At 42.3% G+C, this 19,663-nt stretch carries 14 protein-coding genes; 6 read left to right on the top strand and 8 right to left on the bottom strand.

The genetic code is table 11. The annotated features are described in order from the left end of the window. Positions 1 to 6 precede the first annotated feature (6 nt). Together PHEP_RS02395 and PHEP_RS02390 are read right to left on the bottom strand one after the other, a co-directional pair. Positions 7 to 1,842 (bottom strand): ABC transporter ATP-binding protein, encoded by a 1,836-nt coding sequence (locus PHEP_RS02395; RefSeq protein WP_012780655.1) that lies wholly within the window; start codon positions 1,840 to 1,842, stop codon positions 7 to 9. 3 nt (positions 1,843 to 1,845) lie between these two features. Further along, positions 1,846 to 2,808, bottom strand: a complete 963-nt coding sequence (locus PHEP_RS02390) for an isopenicillin N synthase family dioxygenase (protein ID WP_012780654.1) — start codon at positions 2,806 to 2,808, stop codon at positions 1,846 to 1,848. Positions 2,809 to 3,057: 249 nt separating this feature from the next. On the opposite strand from PHEP_RS02390, the gene msrA reads away from it, so the two are divergent. From msrA to PHEP_RS02375, 3 genes are all read left to right on the top strand, one after another. Continuing rightward, entirely contained in the window at positions 3,058 to 3,657 is a 600-nt protein-coding gene (gene msrA, locus PHEP_RS02385) for a peptide-methionine (S)-S-oxide reductase MsrA (protein WP_081436869.1), read from the top strand. A 102-nt stretch (positions 3,658 to 3,759) separates the two neighbouring features. Further along, the gene (locus PHEP_RS02380; RefSeq protein ID WP_012780652.1) at positions 3,760 to 4,026 is read left to right on the top strand and encodes a 4a-hydroxytetrahydrobiopterin dehydratase; all 267 of its coding nucleotides are present in this window, start codon (positions 3,760 to 3,762) and stop codon (positions 4,024 to 4,026) included. 343 nt (positions 4,027 to 4,369) lie between these two features. Continuing rightward, positions 4,370 to 6,949, top strand: a complete 2,580-nt coding sequence (locus PHEP_RS02375) for a TonB-dependent receptor (protein ID WP_036675440.1) — start codon at positions 4,370 to 4,372, stop codon at positions 6,947 to 6,949. 77 nt (positions 6,950 to 7,026) lie between these two features. On the opposite strand, the gene PHEP_RS02370 is transcribed toward PHEP_RS02375, so the two are convergent. Then, positions 7,027 to 9,186, bottom strand: coding sequence for an ATP-binding response regulator (locus tag PHEP_RS02370; protein ID WP_012780650.1), 2,160 nt, complete (start codon positions 9,184 to 9,186; stop codon positions 7,027 to 7,029). A gap of 326 nt (positions 9,187 to 9,512) precedes the next feature. Here PHEP_RS02370 and PHEP_RS02360 point away from each other — a divergent pair, with 326 nt between their 5' ends. Next, positions 9,513 to 10,667 (top strand): polysaccharide lyase family 20 protein, encoded by a 1,155-nt coding sequence (locus PHEP_RS02360; protein ID WP_012780649.1) that lies wholly within the window; start codon positions 9,513 to 9,515, stop codon positions 10,665 to 10,667. 55 nt (positions 10,668 to 10,722) lie between these two features. On the opposite strand, the gene PHEP_RS02355 is transcribed toward PHEP_RS02360, so the two are convergent. Both PHEP_RS02355 and PHEP_RS02350 read right to left on the bottom strand, forming a co-directional pair. Then, entirely contained in the window at positions 10,723 to 12,009 is a 1,287-nt protein-coding gene (locus PHEP_RS02355; RefSeq protein ID WP_012780648.1) for an SGNH/GDSL hydrolase family protein, read from the bottom strand. A gap of 18 nt (positions 12,010 to 12,027) precedes the next feature. Next, positions 12,028 to 13,233 (bottom strand): OmpP1/FadL family transporter, encoded by a 1,206-nt coding sequence (locus PHEP_RS02350; protein WP_012780647.1) that lies wholly within the window; start codon positions 13,231 to 13,233, stop codon positions 12,028 to 12,030. Positions 13,234 to 13,464: 231 nt separating this feature from the next. On the opposite strand from PHEP_RS02350, the gene PHEP_RS02345 reads away from it, so the two are divergent. After that, positions 13,465 to 16,191, top strand: a complete 2,727-nt coding sequence (locus PHEP_RS02345; protein WP_012780646.1) for a hypothetical protein — start codon at positions 13,465 to 13,467, stop codon at positions 16,189 to 16,191. On the opposite strand, the gene PHEP_RS02340 is transcribed toward PHEP_RS02345, so the two are convergent. Together PHEP_RS02340 and PHEP_RS02335 are read right to left on the bottom strand one after the other, a co-directional pair. Next, a complete protein-coding gene (locus PHEP_RS02340; protein WP_012780645.1) occupies positions 16,192 to 17,739 on the bottom strand; it encodes a PspC domain-containing protein in 1,548 nt (515 codons plus the stop codon). Between the two features lie 7 nt (positions 17,740 to 17,746). Next, positions 17,747 to 18,103 carry a PadR family transcriptional regulator gene (locus tag PHEP_RS02335; RefSeq protein WP_012780644.1) on the bottom strand — a complete coding sequence of 119 codons (357 nt, stop codon included), beginning with the start codon at positions 18,101 to 18,103 and terminating at the stop codon, positions 17,747 to 17,749. Positions 18,104 to 18,337: 234 nt separating this feature from the next. Here PHEP_RS02335 and PHEP_RS22135 point away from each other — a divergent pair, with 234 nt between their 5' ends. Further along, entirely contained in the window at positions 18,338 to 18,496 is a 159-nt protein-coding gene (locus tag PHEP_RS22135; protein WP_012780643.1) for a hypothetical protein, read from the top strand. A gap of 3 nt (positions 18,497 to 18,499) precedes the next feature. Here PHEP_RS22135 and PHEP_RS02330 read toward each other — a convergent pair whose 3' ends face one another. Next, positions 18,500 to 19,642, bottom strand: a complete 1,143-nt coding sequence (locus PHEP_RS02330; protein WP_012780642.1) for a putative sensor domain DACNV-containing protein — start codon at positions 19,640 to 19,642, stop codon at positions 18,500 to 18,502. Positions 19,643 to 19,663 lie beyond the last annotated feature (21 nt).

Here is a 19,663-nt window from a genome sequence, read left to right as displayed (position 1 = left end):
GGCTGTTTACCTGTAGCCTTTGGCCTGCAGTTCAAACAGCTCTGCATAGCGGCCTTTTTTAAGGATCAGCTCTTCATGGCTACCGATCTCGATCAGCTGCCCTTTATCAAGTACCAGGATCCGGTCGGCCATCCTTACTGTAGAAAAACGATGGGAGATCAGCACTGCTGATTTCCCTTTTGTCAATTCGGCAAAACGTTCAAAAACTTCATACTCTGCCCTGGCATCAAGGGCGGCGGTAGGTTCATCAAGGATCAGCAGCTGTGCGTCTTTCATATAAGCCCTGGCCAGCGCCACCTTTTGCCATTCGCCCCCCGATAAGTCTACCCCATTTGCAAAACGCTTGCCCAGCATCTGATCATAACCTGCAGGTAGCTTTTCAATCAAGGTATCCGCAAGGCTTTGTTTCGCTGCCGATTCAATCAATGCCCTGTTATCTTGCTCTATAATGTTCCCGGCAGCAATGTTCTGTGCAAGGGTCATCTGATAACGCAGGTAATCCTGAAAAATGATGCCCACATTTAAGCGCAGTTCATCCAGGTCGTATGCTTTCAGGTCTACCCCGTCCAGCAATATCCGACCTTCGGTGGGATCGTAAAGCCGGGCCAGCAATTTAACGAGTGTTGTTTTACCCGAACCGTTTTCACCTACCAGGGCCAGCTTTTCTCCGGGATGAAGGGTAAAACTCAAATGCCGGTTTGCCCAGCGGGATGAATGGGCATACTGAAAGCCTACGTTTTCAAAAACAAAACCCAGCCTGATCGGATTTGGAAATGGCTTTGCATTTAACAATTTCCTGATCTTGGGCTCAATCTCGAAAAATTCAAAGAAATCGCTCAGGTAAATGGCACCCTGTGAAACGGCCGTGAAACGCAGCAGCACCCCTTCCATTAAACCCCGCATTTGCCGGAAAGAACCAGCTAAAAACGTAAGTTCACCAATGGTAACTGCCCCGTTAATGGTTTTATAAATGATATAAACATAGGCCAGGTAATAGCCCGTGCTACCCAGAAAAGAAAAAAATGTTCCCCAGGTTGCCCGGCGTTGCGACAATTGTCTGTTCTCTGTATAAAATTTCTCTGACAGTGTTTTAAAACGGTCTATGATAAATCCTGAAAGGTTAAATACCTTAATTTCTTTTGCCGTGTCATCGCTTGCGCCCAGGTAACGCACATAATCCAGCTCCCTGCGTTCAGGTGTACGTCTGCGCGAGAGGGCGTAACTTCTGTCGTTAAAATAAGATTCCCCAATAAATGCAGGCAAAATGGTAGCCAGTAGCAACAGGATCAGCCAGGGATTAAAGGCCACCAGGCCTACTGCCAGAAAACCCATCGTGATCAGGTCCTGGATTTGTCCCATCACCTGCGACAGGAGCACGGTACGTCCTACTGTCTGCTGCCTGGCACGTTCCATCTTATCGTAAAAAACGGAATCTTCAAACTGGTCCAGGTCTAGCGTTGCTGCGTGTTTCATGATCCTGACTGAGGTGTAATTGGCAAACTGGTCGCCCAGCAGGCCATCCATCAGGTTAATAGACCTGTTTAAAATATCTGTTAAAATGGCCAGACCAAACTCCAACCCTACCAGTTTCCAGAGAAATTCCTGGGAAACCCCAGCCCTGCCGGTGCCCAGCAGCACCACTTCATCAATAATATGCTTACCCACCCATAAAATGGCCAGTGGCATCATTGAACGGGCAATGCGCAGCAAAAAATTGCAAATGGTCATCCATCTGCTGGTTTGCCATACCAGCTTAAAAAATTCAGGCAGGTTGCCCAGTGCAGCTACCCTGGCTTTAAAAGTCAGCGATTCTGCATCTATTTCATTCAGCTGCTTTGCCAAAGTTTACTTTTTGAGACCGATCTCCCTCAGGCGTTCATCCAGGTATTCACCGGCAGTCATGTCTTCATACACTTTTGGATGTGCGGCATCTATACAGGACTCCAGACTTGTCAGATCCATATCACTTCTTGGATGCAGGAAGAAAGGGACAGAAAAACGTGAAGTCTTCATCAGTTCGCGTGGCGGGTTTACGACGCGGTGTGTGGTCGATTTTAATTTGTTATTGGTCAGACGCTGCAGCATATCACCCACATTAACCACAATATCGGTATGGTGTGCCTTAATGGGCAACCACTCGTTACTCCTGGTCAGCACTTCCAGTCCATCGGCGCTGGCTCCGATCAGTAAAGTAATTAGATTAATATCTTCATGTGCACCCGCCCTTACCGCATCATCCGGCAACAGATCCGGATTTTCAATGGGGAAATAATGGATCCCCCTTAAAATGGAATTGCCATTGTGCACATGCTTATCGAAATAATCAACAGGCAGATTCAGGTAAGTTGCAATCGCCCGCAACAGGTGTTTGCCATTGCTTTCCAGCCGCTGGTAAATCTCTCTGGTTACCTCGTTAAACCCTGGAATTTCTTCCAGGTATTCGTTATCGGGGTATTGTTCCTTTATAGGGTCGCCATCCTCCACTTCCTGACCAATTTGCCAGAATTCTTTCAGATCGGCAGTTTTTGCACCTTTTGCAGTTTCCTTACCCGGGCTGGTATAGCCACGCTGGCCTGCAAGCTCTGCTTTTTCGTATTTCTCTTTTTGTTCGGGCGATAGCCTGAATGCGGCCTGTATATTTTGATAGAGCTTATCGATCAGCTCCTGGTCCAATCCATGATTGGTGATGGTCACAAAACCCGAATCATTAAAGGCCCTGCCCAGTTCATCAGAAAATTTTTTACGCTGGGCTTCGTTTCCATCAATGTAGGAACCCAGATCCAAACAGGGAATATAAGGTGTTGACATAGTATTTTTTTATAGGTAACAACATTTAAATTTAAGAAAACTATTGTTAATAAACATTACCTTCAAAAACGTATCTTGCATAAATAACTGCAATCAAATGCTTTAAGTTATCCACAAGCAAACTTAAATGGCTTAAATTATCAGTTGATTGTAAAGTTAGTTACCACCTGGTTAATGGCTAAAACCATAAGCCTCCAGGTTACGTAACTTTACAGGAGAGAGATGGTTCTCCTTTATAATGATACGATCATGAAGTATTTATCAATTATGATTATAGTTCTCTTATCCTTAAACCGTGCCGAAGCACAATCCGGGAAATTACAAAAGGCAACATTTGGTATGGGCTGCTTCTGGTGTTCAGAGGCCTTATTTCAAAGGCTTAACGGCGTGGTTAGCGTACGCTCCGGATACGAAGGCGGCCAGGTACCCAATCCGTCTTACGAGGATGTATGCAGCGGAACAACCGGCCATGCCGAGGTGATAGAGCTTACTTACGATCCGCTTAAAATCAAATATGATGAACTGCTTGAGGTTTTCTGGAAAAGTCATGACCCGACCACTTTAAACCGCCAGGGTGCCGATATCGGTACACAATATCGGTCTGTAGTATTTTATCACAACGATGAGCAGAAACAAACTGCCGAAAAGTATAAAAAAGAACTCAATGCCTCCAATGCTTATGGTAAACCCGTTGTTACCGCGATAGAAAAAGCAGCTCCATTTTATAAAGCCGAGAACTATCACCAGGATTATTTCAATAAGAATGGCAGCCAGCCTTATTGCAGGATGGTGATTTTGCCAAAACTGGAAAAGCTGGAAAAGGTTTTTAAAGCAAAATTAAAACACTGAAAAGCCCTGTCCCCATCTGTTTGCAACTTTCATAAAACTTATGAAGTTGAACATTGTTTTATGCTGTGGATTGCAATCCGGCAATTCTTTAGCAGCTGAGCCATGGAAAGGATTTTGCAAAAACAGTGGGAAGAAAAAGATAAAAAGCTATATAAAGCTGTCATATTTAAAGATTTTCAGGAAGCTTTTCTGTTTATGATCCGTGTAGCTTTTCTGGCCGAGAAAAACAACCATCACCCCAAATGGACCAATGAATGGAATAAAGTGGAAATCTGGCTTTATACACATGACGCGGGTGATGTGGTTACAGAAAAAGACAGAAACCTTGCAAAAGAGATCGATAAGCTATTAGAAGTAGAAATCAGGTAACTGCCCATTTATAAAGGAAAATATATCATTAAACAAGAGCTGCTTTAAATAAAAACTACAATTTCTATAGATTTTATTTGTAATAACAAAAAATGTTAATACATTTGCCTCACTATGTTAGTTTTAATGCTCAAAAAAAGAATGATAATGAAAGCAGTTTTAAATAACTTCCTCCAGTACTGTTGTTGTTGAGGCAGCATATAGCAATCCGTTATCAGCTATAACCGGATACGCATACCAACCCAATTCACAAATTTTTAGACACCCTGTAAAGGATATTAAATATCCTAATGGATTTTTTATGGACTTCCGCATCACTAAACAAACAATCAAATATCAAATTATGAAAAAAGTATTACTTTTCATCCTCCCATTTTTGCTTTCGGCAAGCTTTACTTTTGCTCAAAGCCAGATAACGGGTATTATAAAGGGGGCGAATGGTGCTCCTGTACCCAATGCCACTGTGCTCATCAGAGGCACAAAAATCACTACACTGGCTAATGATAAAGGTGAATTCAGCATCAGTACAAAACAGGAGCCCCCATTCTATCTTCAAGTCAGCTCCGTTGGCTATAAAGCCCAGGATTTTCAGATCCTGAAATTTCAGGATACGCCTTTGGAATTAACCCTGGTTGAAAATGCAGAGCTGGACGAAATTGTTGTAACTTCAAGAAGACGGTCGGAGGTTTTACAGGATGTGCCCATCGCAATCACAGTTATTGGTGGTCAGGCTGCAGAAAACGCAGGGGCATTTAACGTTAACCGTTTAAAAGAACTGGTACCTTCAGTACAGCTCTATGCTTCAAACGCAAGAAACACTACACTTAACATCCGGGGATTGGGCTCAACATTTGGATTAACCAATGACGGTATTGATCCGGGAGTAGGTTTTTATGTTGATGGAGTTTACCAGGCCCGTCCTGCAGCTACTTCTACAGATTTTCTTGACATAGAACAGATAGAAATCCTGCGTGGCCCACAGGGCACCTTATTTGGTAAAAATACAACCGCGGGTGCCTTCAACATCACCACCACAAAACCGACCCTGGTTCCAACAGCAAAAGTTGAACTGAATGTTGGAAACTACAATTTTATACAAGCAAAAACTTCGGTTTCAGGTGCAGTAGCAAAAAATCTTGCAGCAAAGTTAGCCATATCGGGTACTCAAAGAGATGGTACAATTTACAATACCAGAGAAGAACGCAGATACAGCGGCCAAAACAATCTTGGTTTTAAAGGCGCTTTGTATTTTACGCCCTCAGATAAATTACAGGTGTTGTTAAGCAGTGATGTAAGCATTCAGCACCCGGCAGGCTATCCACTGGTAATTGCCGGTGTAACTGCTACAGAAAGAAGCGCTTACCGTCAGTATGCCAAAATTGTTTCTGATTTAGGATATCAGCAACCTAAAATAGACCCTTTTTCAAGAGAGATCAACACCAATACGCCATGGAAACAGGATCAGTCAATTGGCGGGATATCTTTAAATGTGGATTATAAGATCGGAAACGGAACACTTACTTCAACTACCGCCTGGAGATTCTGGAACTGGGATCCTACAAATGACAGGGATTTCTCTGAGTTGTCGGCCCTAACCAAATCACAAGGTAACTCGCGTCATGACCAGTATTCTCAAGAAGTGAGATATGCTGGTAATCTCACAGAAAAATTAAGCGGGGTGATCGGTGTATTTGCGCTTGCCCAGAATTTGAAGGGTCTGTCCCAGACTGAAGAGGTGGGTAAAGATCAATGGAGATTTGTACAAACAGCTGCAACCGGTGCTCAGGCAGGGTACACTACACCTGGTCTGCTGGATGGCTTTGGCATCAAAACCAATTCAACCATTAAATCGTTAAGTGCGGCTATCTTTGCACAGGCCGATTGGGAATTTATAGAACACCTGCATGTTTTACCTGGTTTAAGGTTCACTTACGATAAAAAAGATGTGGATTATGACAGGGTAACTTATGGTGGTCTTCAAACTACTGACCCTGCTCTGCTTGCCCTTAAAGCTGCTGTGTATGCCAATCAGCAGTTCAATACCAGTACAGATAACAATAATTTGTCTGGAAACATTACCTTGTCCTACCGTCCTACTACCAAGTTAAACGTTTATGGAACTTTCTCTACCGCCTATAAACCAGTTGGGGTAAATGTTGGGGGCTTGCCAACTACCAGCACCGGAGAAGCAGATCTATCTCTTGCTGTCGTAAAACCGGAATATGTTCAGCACTATGAGTTCGGTTTAAAAACAAAACCTGTGAAAGGTGCGATTGTAAATTTAACCGCCTTTAATACAGATATTAAAGATTACCAAACCAATGTACAATCTCCTCAGCTGGGTGTAAACAGGGGGTATCTTGCAAATGCAGAAAAAGTGAACGTAAAAGGTCTGGAAGTTGATGGAAGTTACCAGCTGGAAAGGTTTTTAACTTTAAATGCAGCTGTAGCTTACCTGGATGGTAAATATAAAAAATTTACCAATGCACCGCTACCTTTGGAAGAAACCGGCCATACAGAACTTGTTAATGGCGTAGCTACCCAGGTGGCCTTTAAAGATGCTTCCGGAGGACGATTGCCGGGGATCTCTAAATGGAATGCTTCCGGTGGTGCCGAGTTTAGTACTCCTGGCAAAGTAGGTACAAGAGACGGCAGGTTTTTTATTGCAGGTGATATCAGCTACCGTTCAGAATACTCTTCAAACCCAACACCTTCAAAAGTATTAAATGTTGATGGTTATACCCTGGTGAACGCAAGAATTGGATTCAAATCGGATAAAATCTCCATTTTTGGCTGGAGCAGAAATATTGGAAATACCAAGTACTTCGAACAATTGCAGGCAGCAGCAGGTAACTCCGGTTTGTATGCAGGTGTACTTGGCGACCCAAGAACTTATGGGGCTACATTGCGTTATGCTTTTTAAACAGGCCCTTGTATAAAAAAATTCCCGGCCTTGTGTCGGGAATTTTTTATTTAAGCCTATGTCTTATCCTGAAATAGCTATACATTAAACTTAGAAAGCTGATCTTTCAAGTTTGATTTTATTACCTTAAGTAGTTGCTGTTTCAAAATTTGTTCATCAACCGGCTTATTTATCAGGCCTGAAAAGCCTTTTTTAATGAGTTTTTTTTCGCTTTCAAGACCAGATTCTCCACTAACGGCGATTACAGGCAAACGGTTAAAAGGTTCAGCCAATGATCTTATAGCCGATAACAATTCATATCCGTCCATTTCAGGCATTTGAATATCAGTTAAGACAATATCTATTTTATGCTTAGCAATAATAGCCAAGGCCTGCTTGCCATTAGAGGCTTCCCGAAATTTTAAATTCCATTTGCTGGTCATCATTTTAAGAAAAATCAGATTGAGCTTACTGTCATCAACAAACAAAACACTCCGTTCATTAAGGAATAGCAAATCATCAGCAAACAACAAAGGATTTTCCTGATCATGCTTAATAGGTAACTTATGTTCAGCTTTTTTGTATGGTATATAAAAGCTAAAAGTACTGCCAATGCCTGGTGTACTTTCTACATGAATCTTTCCATTTTGTAATTCCACGAGTTGTTTACAAATAAATAAACCCAATCCTGTCCCTGTTTGTCCTTTTGAGGAATTTGTTTGGTAATATTTGGAGAACAGTCCGGATTGTTGTTCTAAACTGATACCGGCGCCTGTATCTTTAACTGCAACATATAGTTTGTCATTGCTCATTTCTGCGGTCACAATAATCCCTCCTTCTTTAGTATATTTTATAGCATTGCTGAGTAGATTAACCAGGATTTGTTTAAGTCTGAAACTGTCTCCGTTAACTATGGCCTCAGAGTTTCCGGAATAAAAATAAGCTATGTTCAGGTTCTTTTCAGCTGCCCCATATTCCATATTTTGTATAACCTTTCGAAGGGTCAGGTCTGGATTAAAGGGCTCCTTGTTTATCTTAAACTCACTGTTTTCCATTTTTGACGCATCCAGTGTATCGTCAAGGGTTTGAAGCAGCATGTCTGACGAGAGTTTTATGGAGTCGATCATCGTTGTTTGCTCTTTAGAAAGATTAGTTCTGCTAAATACGTAAAGAAATCCTTTAATGGCATTCAAAGGATTACGTATTTCATGGCTCATCCGGTTTAACAAATCCATTTTTTGCTGGGCAAGAATCCCTGAACGCTTATTTTCTTTTCTCAAATGTTGTTCCGACCTGTTAAGCTGAATAATAAATATGATCAGTAAGGTCCCGAACAGTAGCAAAAGTAATAACGCAGCAAGATGAACCTTGGTAAGCAGCGCTGTAGTTTCACGGTAGTTTTTAAAAGCCATTCTCTTCAGGTTTTCGGCCATATTAGCATTGATCTCTCTGACACCATTATTGATGCGCCTGAGTTCACTGCTCGTATGAATACTAAGAGAAATGAGGTTTCTGTGCATATCTAAAAGCTTAGCATTCTGTTTGTTCAATTGCAATAATCTTTTTGCATAAGCCTGCCCGTAAATGTTTATCGTATTTTTGCCGATAAAGGCAGCGCTACCGGAATCTTTAGGGCGAATTTCTATAACCCTGGTTGCTCTTGAAGTATCTCTATTTAGTATCGCATCTTTTATCCTTTTAAAAAAGCTTCTTTTTTCCAGCGGTATTAGCTTTTTAATGGTATCCGTCTGATTTATTTTCGCCGGTGAAAGGATTGGTTTTTTACCATTCAGATCTGAGTTTGTTTTATCGTTAAATTTAGCATATACCGACAATAGGGAATCAAAATCATGTTTGAGCAGGATAAATTCTTTCGATAGTTTTAACCTTTTTTGATTTAATTGTTTCATTTTATCCCTTTGCGCCACCGTTAAGTAGGCAATATTCTTATTTTCATGAAGCAATGCATCAACTTCATAAAAAGCCAGAGACAAATTCTTCCTGTAATCTATATCCTTCTTGCTATTGATGTCTAAAAGGTACTGCTGGAAATCATCTTCTGCTTGCTGGAGCAGGATCAGCGCCCGTTCGGGTTTTTCCTGTTCACGATCAATATGGCTGGCCAGTTCAGAAATACCCGCCAGTTTTTTAGTAATGTTATTGTATAAAAAAAGTGCGGCTACCGCAAAAATAATTGAGAAGACCAGAAAAGTAAGCAGGATGTTTCGAGCTAATACTTTAGTGTATTTGATTTCCATAGGATAAAAAAGATATATCGGTTATTGTTTTAACACCCTCATACCAAAACATATCTTTGGTGGCTTTGTTTTTTGGACAAGCTAAAAACAGGCACCATGCCAGACAACCAATTATTTAGTTTACCTCTCCTTAGCCCTTGCTTTGGAAAAAGGTACCTTTTGGGAGCAAAGGCAGAACCATCTCCGAACAAAGGCAGAACCAGCCTGTAAACAGACAGCAATTCATCCGCTTTCAACCAAAGTGAAAGCATTTAATACAATACCAGAATGTCGCATTTCCCTTTCAGCGTATTTTTGGGTAAATAACCAATAAAAACTAAAGACGGATGAAAAAACAAATTCTATATCTGATTGTACTTCAGCAACTGTTCCTCTGTTCGGCTTACGCCCAGCAAAAAAAATCCGGTAACATCCCTTACCGGGTAAATGTGCAGGCCGACAGTGCTAAGCAGAGCGAGATTATTGACAACAAATGGGTGGCAGTAGGCATCAATAAACCTTATGCATTACAATATGACGATAAACTGCGCTTTAATGGAAAACCATCCTATCGCTTTGAGCTTAAAGCCGAAGACAATTCGCTTGAAGGTTATGCTGCAGGAGAAACAAAGGGCCGTATAGAATTGTCGTACAGCTATGCAACCACCAATGATTTTAAGAAATTTCCCCCAAGCGTATACCAAAATGCGCAAAAGCTAAAAACCGTTTATCATTACGGCAAAGGGATTTGTGAACAGGGGAGCTCCCGCAGCTATACCTTTTCAGTGTACATACCCTCCTCCTTCCCCGACAATGCGACTACTATTTTTGCCCAATGGCATGGTGCACCCAGCAGAACGCTTGTAGCTACACCAGAGGGAGAAATTAAAACACTGAGCATAGAAGAGTTTTTGGCCTTATACGACCGCATGATCTTCAAAAAAAATATCGCCCATGATAAAGTTGAAAAAAAAGATAAGGACGGAAAAATTACTTATGTAGCCGGAAAGCCAAATGGCTGGAAGGTAGAACAAGGTGGTTATCCACCGCTGGCCTTTGGTTTTTCTAAAGGGTATTTTTACATCAAGGCAAACTCCGACCGGCAGTGGCTTACCGACAAAGCCGACCGTAACAATGCCAATCCCGAGAATAGTGAAGTAATGAAGCCCTATTCCTCGGAATACAAAACTTCTACCATTGCCTATAAAATGCCCTTTGCCCAGTTCCCTAAAGATTGCTGGATTACTTTTGATGTCGCCATAGACTGGACGAAATATGGAAAAGAGGCCAATACAATTTTGAAACCCGGTAAGCTGGATGTGATGATGACTTATACCAAGAATAAGAAACCACAAAAAGCGCATATCGTAAACCAGCAGGAAATCCTGATCGGACGTAACGATGACGATGGCTATTACTTCAAATTTGGAATTTACAGGGTCGGTAACAGCACGGTCCCGGTTACTTATAACCTGAGCGGGTACAGCGAAACTGCCAGATAGCAAAAAGCCCCTAAGCGCATCGCATAGGGGCTTTTCTTATATTTACAATAAAAAATTAAGGAAATTTAACCCCTCTGTACCTGGTTACATCTACAATTGGAATACTTGAACCGTATTTGGCATTGATGGCCTTAATAAACCCGTTGGCTGTTATGGCATAACCCAGTGGGGTTAAGTGGATCCCATCCAGCGAAAACATGTTTCCCTGGATAAAAGCTGCGCTAACGGGTATGCCATTAATCGCTTTTCCAGCCGCATACTCATTTAACAAGGCATAGGCATCCATAACGGCTAAATTATTTGCACTGGCTATACTTTTGATGCTGGTATTGTAAGCTGCAACATAATCGTTCACAACAGCAATTTCTGCTTTATCCAGTACATACTTACTTTCAACCGGATTGCGCGGATCCAGACCGTAAGGAATACCCAGACCATTTGGCTTACCCATTACGTTATCAGAACTTAGTGGCAGGGTAAACAGGTCCTCTGCCGTAGCCGCCCTTGCCGCTCCGGTACCTGGCTGAATATAAATGTCTTTTACGGCAGCTCCTGCCGGAGTTGCATTAATGGCCGCCAGTAATGTTTTTAAAGTTACGGTCCTGAAATAAGCAATATTCGTTACATCCGGAATGGTAGCTACCACTCCTTTTGCACCCTTTGAAGTCAGTTTGGTTATTACAGCACTGTAAGCACCAGAGAAAGTAGCTTTAGGTGTAGGCGCATCTGCCGCCGCACCCGAACTGGCATAGCTCAGGATATCGTTGTTCCCCAGCCAGCAACTAAAAAATGTCCAGGGCTTTGCAGTTACAAAATCCATATAGGTAGTTGTACCTACCGTAGCATCGGTTAGTAAACGTTCAAAGTAATTGTTCAGCGTTCCATACCCTTGTATATTGGCATGGATCAGTTTAATGCCCGGCACACCAAAATTTTCGATATTGCCGGTATACCGTGTAAATAAGTTAACACCCCCCACCTGCGCACGGATAGCCAGGTTGGAAGTTTCTTTCGCAATGGTAGGCACGCCATTGGTCAGGGCAGTAAGCTTAAGGTAACCCGATCCGTTAAATTGGGCATCCGGGAAAAAAGGGGTACTGAAACTGCCACCGCCAACTGATTTCATTTGTGCGGCAATCATTTCAGGATAAGAATTTTTTTGTCCTTCCAAATACAGGCCCCCATCTGCAAAACCTGCTGTAAGCGAATTGCCCAATGCAATATAACGGGTAAAATCGGCATTGCCTTTAACGGGGGCAACCGTGTCAATAGTAGGTTTACAAGATGCAAGTCCAATAATGGAAAGTGCCAGCAGTCCTTTATAAAAGTATGTTGATTTCATGATGTTGCTTTTTGAAAATTAAAATTTATAAGATAAAGCCATCCCCGGGATATAGGCTACGGTTTTAAATGTACCGCTCAGGTTGGTCTCTATATTGGTCTCAGTTCTGGATTTTACGTTTTCATACAGAAAAGAAAAATCAATATTGAACCGCTCAGATGGTTTAAGACCAATACCCGCACTTAACAATAACCTGTTTGCATCGGGTACTTCCGGCGTAACATAGCCTTCTCCGACAGGAGATAAGGCATAACCCACACCTGCCCTTAAGGTTAAGAAAGAGGTAGTCTCATTTTGGATGCCTGCACGAAAAGTGGCAGCGTCGTGATAATTGCGTGGCGATACGGTTTGTGTACCATTGTCATAATAAAAACCCAGGTCTTTATAAGTATGCCACCATACCCAGTTCACGTCCAGTGCAATGGTTGTTTTTGCCGAAGGGTAAAAGCCAAAGCCAACGGTACTGGTAGCGGGCAGGGGTAAAGTTGCATTAAACTTAGTGGGCAGCAATGGAACAACCGAAGCTGGTGGATTAAAGAAATTGGCCTCTCCATTTTCTACTTTGGCCGTTACCTGCGAACGGTGGGTAACACCAACAGACACTCCTGAGACAGTTTTGATAAAGATACCGGCATTCCAGCCAAAATCTTTTGAATCGCCTTTTAACTGGGCAGTGGTCTGTTGTCCGTTATTTGTATAAGGTATGGCTTTCTTAAGGTCTACATGCCCCAGTGCATAAACCAAACCACCACCAATACCTATATTGTCGGTAATTTTTAAACTGATGGTAGGCTGTATATAAATGGCACGCAGATCAAGCGAAGTAACCGTATATTTTCCTGTCCAGTCTTCGTTCCAGTGCATGGCACCCCCAAAAGGTGTATAGGCGCCAATTCCGAAACGTAGACGACCTTCCGGCGAACCAAAAACAGCATAGGCTGCAAAAGGTGTCGGCACCTTGTTTTTATTGTACTCGGTTAGCGGCGAGCCGGTTTCGTTAAAGGCCGTTTTAAGGAAAATGGCATGTGCCCCCGCCTGCACCCCGTTTTGTTTGAGAAAAGAGACCGCTCCCGGATTAAAAAATACAGCAGCTTCGTCGAGTGCCAGACCTGCACCAGCGCCGCCCATTGCAGTTTGCTTTTGTCCCTGAAGGTTAACCTGGAACGATTGTGAGAACCCCAATACAGGAATTATCAGTAAAAAACTCAGTAAAATTGTCTTCATTGGTATTTGTGTTAGAGATGGATTTTGTTAGGAATTAGGTTAGTTAATAAAAAAATCTGTTCATTATACCTTACAACAATATTTGCCTGAGGTATGTTTTAGCTAATATATAACTATGCATGCATAATAAAAAATAATTAACTGTCAAAAAATGTTAAAGATGCAAGGTTATTAACCTATTCATTCCATAAATGAATATATTAGCAATATTAATTGTACATACCCAGTTTGATGAGATTTATAAAATTTACAATTGCCTTTCTGATATTTTTTACTACCCTGCAGTTTTCAGCCTTTGCGCAACAGGATAGCGTTGTTTTAGACAACATCATAAAGAAAACAAAAAAACTGACCGATGAGCGGCCTGTAGAAAAGGTATACCTCCATTTTGATAAACCTTATTACAGTGTGGCAGATACCATCTGGTTTAAGGCCTACCTTACCATGGAACAAAATCTGCTTTCCCAACTTAGCAAAATCGTTTATGTTGATGTGATCAACGACCGCGACTCCCTGGTACAGAGTTTAAAACTACCGGTTCTGGGTGGTATGGCCTACGGAAATATACCGCTTAATGTGGGTACTTACCAGCAGGGGAACTATTACATAAAAGCTTATACCCTTTGGATGCTGAACTTTGGAGAGGACTATTTTTTTAGTAAGAACATGGCCATTGGCGAGGCGATTGATAAACAATTGAACACCCATTTTAGTTATAAAGCTACCGAGACCGACAAAAGCCAGGTCATAGATGCGACCATTCAGTTTAAAAACCGCGACAATGTAGTGCAAACCAACAAAGCAGTAAACTGGAGAGTGCTGTCGAATTATGATGTTATTGCAAAAGGTAAAGGCACAACGGACCAGAATGGAATTTTAAGGATCAAGATAGATCCCCGCAAGAGCGAAAAGATTAAAAACGGAGAACTGATCACCGATCTTAGTCTTACAGAGAAAGACATAGTTACCAATTCTTTTAAGTTTAAACCTGTAACTGCTGCAGCCAACGACCTCCAGTTCTTTCCGGAAGGGGGCGAACTGATTACGGGCATTGCTTCACGTATCGGCTTTAAAGCCATTAACGGCAAAGGGCAGGGCATTGATCTGAAAGGTAGCGTGACAGATGAGGGGGGCAATAAGCTCATCGATTTTAGTTCTACCCACCTGGGTATGGGTTCTTTTTACATCAATGCAGAAGCAGGAAAATCTTATAAAGCAAATGTTACTTTTAATGATGGCAGTACCAAAAGCTTCGACCTGCCTAAAAGTATAGCATCCGGGATAACAGCCCAGGTAAACAATACAGATTCTACTGCTTTTAATTTAAAGATCATTGCCAACGACGCCTACTTTCAGGCCGGTAAAGGCAAAACTTTCTTTATAGTAGCCACTAATGGTGCCATTATCTATTACGCTGCAAAAACCCGGTTAAATACACAGGTAACTACAGCAAAGATCCCTAAAGATAAATTTCCGGCAGGCATTGTTCAGATCACTTTGTTTAATGAGGCCGGTGAGCCGGTGAGTGAAAGGCTGGCCTTTAACTATCAGCCGGATGGGCTGAAACTGGGCCTTAAAAGTGATTTGCCAACTTACAAACCACGCCAGAAAGTTAAACTTGCTGTAACCGCCAAAAATGGTGCACAGCTGTCGGAAGGATTTTTCTCAATCGCTGTTACCGATGAGCAAAAAGTTCCGGTAGACGAGAATTCAGAGATCACCATTTTAAGTTCATTGTTATTGACTTCTGACCTGAAGGGTTATGTAGAAAAACCAAATTATTATTTCAACAAAACCAATGCGAAGAAGCTGGCCGATCTGGATGTACTGATGCTGACGCAGGGCTTTCGCCGTTATGCCTATAAGGAGATCCTGGCCAATAAATATCCGCCGATTACCTTTTTACCTGAACAAAGTATGACTTTGACGGGAACCCTGAGGGACAGGACGGGTATGCCCGTAAGAAAAGGGATATTGCGCTTAACGGTTCCCGGAACCACCCAGGCAGCAGAAATACAAACCAGTCCTTCCGGAATCTTTGCCTTTCAGAACCTTACTTTTCAGGATTCATCAGATGTAGTGATCAACGCAAAATATAGTGTTAACGGACAGGGGCCGATGATCATGCTGGATGGACAGCCAGCCCCGCAGGTATCCGGCAATCCTTATCCTGCTGATGAGATCAGCAACATTGACAGTACCATGTCCTCCTACCTGAACAACAGCAAAAGAAAATACAACTACCTCCGTACGCTTAAAGAGGTAAAAATTGAAGGCGCTAAAGCCAAAAGGCCCAGTCATGCTGATTATCCCGCCTTATCGGGTCTCAGCTCCATTTCAGGAACTGTCATAGAGGGTGAACGTTTCTCGGGATGTAACATTCTGGCACTTTGTTTACAGAGCATGGCTACAGGTTTAACCTTTTACGAGAACAATTTTTATGTAAGCAGGGATTACCAGCAAGGTAGCAGGGTCCCTGTACAGATATTTTTGAACGGCATGCCAATTGATTACTTTGGACTTTCCAGTGTACAGGCTGCTGATGTGGAAAATGTAGAGGTATTTACAAAAGACGAACTGGGTACGGTAAACAGGATGTACAATACCAATGGTGTACTGGTCATCAATACCAAGAAAATTCCTAAGGGAACCAAAATGAGTATGGAAGAGTTTAAAAAGCTGATTCCTGACCCAAGTGTATTAAAGCTTAAACCTAAAGGCTACAGCAAACAGCGTGAATTCTATTCTCCGAAATACGTGAACGCTGCTGCTACCTATAACTTTAACGACCTGCGGACCACCATTTACTGGAACCCTAAGGTGGTTACCACGGCTGAAGGGGGACTTTCATTCGAGTTTTACAATGCAGATGGCAAGGGCACTTATAAGGCTGTAATTGAAGGGGTAGACAAGCATGGCAATATTGGCCGCTATGTCTACCGCTATACTGTTAAATAATTAATCTTCGTGTTTTGAAGGCGCCACAACTGGATTTTTACATTCCAGGCCAGATGGGGTCATGATCCATTCGTTGTATTGGTCACCTCTTGCCTCTTCATTGCAACGCCCATAGTCGTAACCGGCAAGGTACCATTCAAGTTCGCGCCTGATGTTCAAAATGGTACCTGCAGGAACCTTAAGCAGCAGCTCTATTTCCTGTCCGCGCCAGTTCAGTCCAGGCTTGAGTTGTAGTATCGGGCTAAAGGTAAGCAGGGAATCCTGCTGCAGGTAGTTGTATTGAATGTTCTTGGCATGCTGCAGGGCAATTTCAAAAGTCTTTCCCTGAGATTTATAATTCTGGACCAAAGTCACTTTACCATCCTCACTTTTTTCAATCTTCAGTTTAATGTTTCTGGGAATGTCAAAAGCCCCATCAAGTTCATTTAAGATTCTTCTTCCCTTATAATCCTTAGGATCTATCCGATAGTTCAGGCTGTCTTCCTTCGTAAAAAAGCGCGACCTGTCGATCTCCAGGGTATAGACTTTATAAGGTTTAAATTCAGTCACCTGCGTAAACTCGGCATGCTCTTTAAATTCAGAAGATATTTTAGCGATATAAAAGATGCTGAACACCACACCGCCAAGCCAGACGATAAGTAAACCAAAAGAAAAGGTTTTATGAATGGCCCTGCCATTGAAGGCCACGCGTATAGAAAACAGGATAAGGGCCAGAACAGGTATGCCGATTACTGTAAAGAAGGCTAAGAAAATGGCCGGAATATATTCCTGGTTAATGATGTTCAGTGGAAAATAAGTAAACACATTGGCATCCCAGAAGCCAAATAAAGCAGCGATGGTCACAATAAGGCCTAACAATACCATCGATCCAAAAATGGCTATGCCCACTGCAATAATTTTAAGGATCAGCTTACCACTACCCTGGAGAAAGTTGGCCAGCACATCAAAAAATTCGGCAATAAAGCCGCGCGACTGTTTAACGAGGGGGTGCTGACTGTTGGCAAAGCCGCGAAGGGTAGGTTCTTCGCCATACATAGACATGCGTTCAAATCTGGTTGTAGCCTTGGGTACCATGATCCAGAAAATGATATAGGCCAGTATACCTGCCCCGAAAAGAAAAATGATCAGAAAAGTAAACAGTCTGGTCCACTTCACGTCTATATCCAGGTAATGCGCCATACCTGCACAAACACCAGCTATCATGGCCTGGTCTGTATCCCTGTATAGTTTTTTAATCGGGTCAAATTCTGGCGGGGCCGTATAACCCTCATCGGATTCTTCAGAGTTTTCAAAATCCTTTACAGAACCCATCTGTTGAATTACAGCCTGCACATCTGCTGTACTGATCACCTGCTTTTGCTGTGCAGCAAGCATTTCGGCAAACATTTCGGCTATCCTATTCTCAATATCCTTTACAATCTCAAAATCGTCTGCATTCCTTGCAAAATGCTGCTTCACTTCGTTCAGGTAAAGGGTAAGCATTTCGTAGGCGTCCTCTTCTATATGAACAATAGAGTTCCCAATATTTATGTTGTGTGTTTTCTTCATGGTCTGGTTAAATTAATTGATCCTTTGAATTCTGGTCAGCCACTTTTTTTGAAGTATTGATGGCATAAGCCAGTTCCTGCCAGGTATTGTCAAGCTGTTTCAAAATGGCCTTGCCATCTTCAGTGAGCACGTAATATTTACGTGGTGGTCCGGAAGTAGACTCTACCCAATTGTAGCTCAGTAAACCATTGTTCTTTAGGCGGGTAAGCAGTGGATAAAGCGTACCCTCTACTACCAACAGTTTAGCCTGTTTCAATTCGGTAATGATATCGGAAGCATAAATTTCACCTCTCGATATTATAAGCAGCACACAGTATTCCAGTATGCCCTTCCGCATTTGTGTTTGCGTATTTTCTGCTATCATTATACAAAGTTATATGTTTTATATAGTAATATGCAATACATAGTACTATATAAAATACAAAACAAGATTTAGAAGTCTGATTATCAGTACAATAATTTTATTATGGAAATAAAAAAAGCAGATTTTATCAGAGAAAAAATAAAAAAATAAAAGTTATCAACAATTCCACAGGTTTTGAGAATTATGGCTTACAGTTTGATATTATCTGAATACATCTATTAAATACATTTACCTATGTTAATCAAACTCCATTCTATTCTTCAGGTTTTTGCAAGGCAAAAGGAAGAAAAAAAAGAAAAACCCCTGAGCCGAAAAGACTGGATTAATGTAGATCGCATGGTAATGATCGCATTGCTCCTCAGCGTGATCATTGGGGCAATAATTTTTTCTTAAAACTTACAGCAGTAAAGTATCAATCCGGTGTGCCTGTACCCGGTTTTGGTGTTGCGACCAGGTATAAATGGTAAAATGCCCGTCCTGAGAGGCTACCAATGCAGTAGCATCCCTTTGATCATGAATAAACTGTGCAGCAGAAAGATGCCGCGTACCCCCCACTTTTGCGGGGTGCATGACAATTGCAGCGCCCCCCACAATCGGTTCCGAGAAAGAGAGTTCATCAACATTCTCTTTGCCTTTGGCACGGCCTATTTTAGCGCCAAAAGCCAAAAGTTCATAATCTGTACTGATCACCGTCGCCCCATCAACAGCAGTAAGTCCGGCCAGGTGTTCCACCTCCCGTTTCAGAGCTGTTTGCCAAAAGATCTGGCTGGCTTCTTTTCTGTCCTGTTGTAACAATTTGGACAAACCGGTGAAAGAGGGCTGTATTCCATACTGTATGGGCTTGATAATGGATTGCAACCAGTTCCTGGTTTCATTTGGCACAACCAGCAAAGTACCGCCACGCCCATGCGCCCGCATAGAAACGGCCAGCTGAATCAGCACATTCACCGAATCGTTCCAGTAGGAAGGTGCAGTGAGGTCGAGCAGCGACAAAAGCACAGGCGGACAATCGGGTAAACTGATCGGATGCCCATCAACCACCTTAACCTGATCGCCCTTTAAAACTGCCAGATTGGTGAATTTTCCGAAACCATAGATCCTGCGGTGTTTAATGACCAGTAAAGCTGGTTCAGAAACATCTACTACAAAACAAAAATTAGGAATGCTGACTGTCGTTCCCCAGACATATAATTCTCCTTCTTCTATCCAGATACCCAGGTGGATACCGGCACGCTCTACACCTGGTGCAATTTTAGTAAGTGTACCTGGGTTTAAAGGCAGCCGCTGTTTAAAAAGAAGGGGGTTGCCGGCTTGTTGCGGTGGTAAAAAAGCAAGAGATATTTTTGGGGAATGCCCTTCTTCTTTACGTAAACTTGCCCAGAAAGTAGCATCAATAATGGCTTCTACTACATTTGCTGTAGGCAGCGGAGCCAGATCTTCCTCACCGCTTTCACTGGCCGCATTAAGATGCTGCGCAAAAATAGCTTCCATTTTTGGGGCAATAACTCTTGCAGCCTGGTAAGTGGTACGGTAGATCATGCCATAAAGTTAATTGATTTA

It is taken from the genome of Pedobacter heparinus DSM 2366 (assembly GCF_000023825.1).
Taxonomy (GTDB): domain Bacteria; phylum Bacteroidota; class Bacteroidia; order Sphingobacteriales; family Sphingobacteriaceae; genus Pedobacter; species Pedobacter heparinus.
This window is presented reverse-complemented; position numbering and strand designations above follow the sequence as displayed.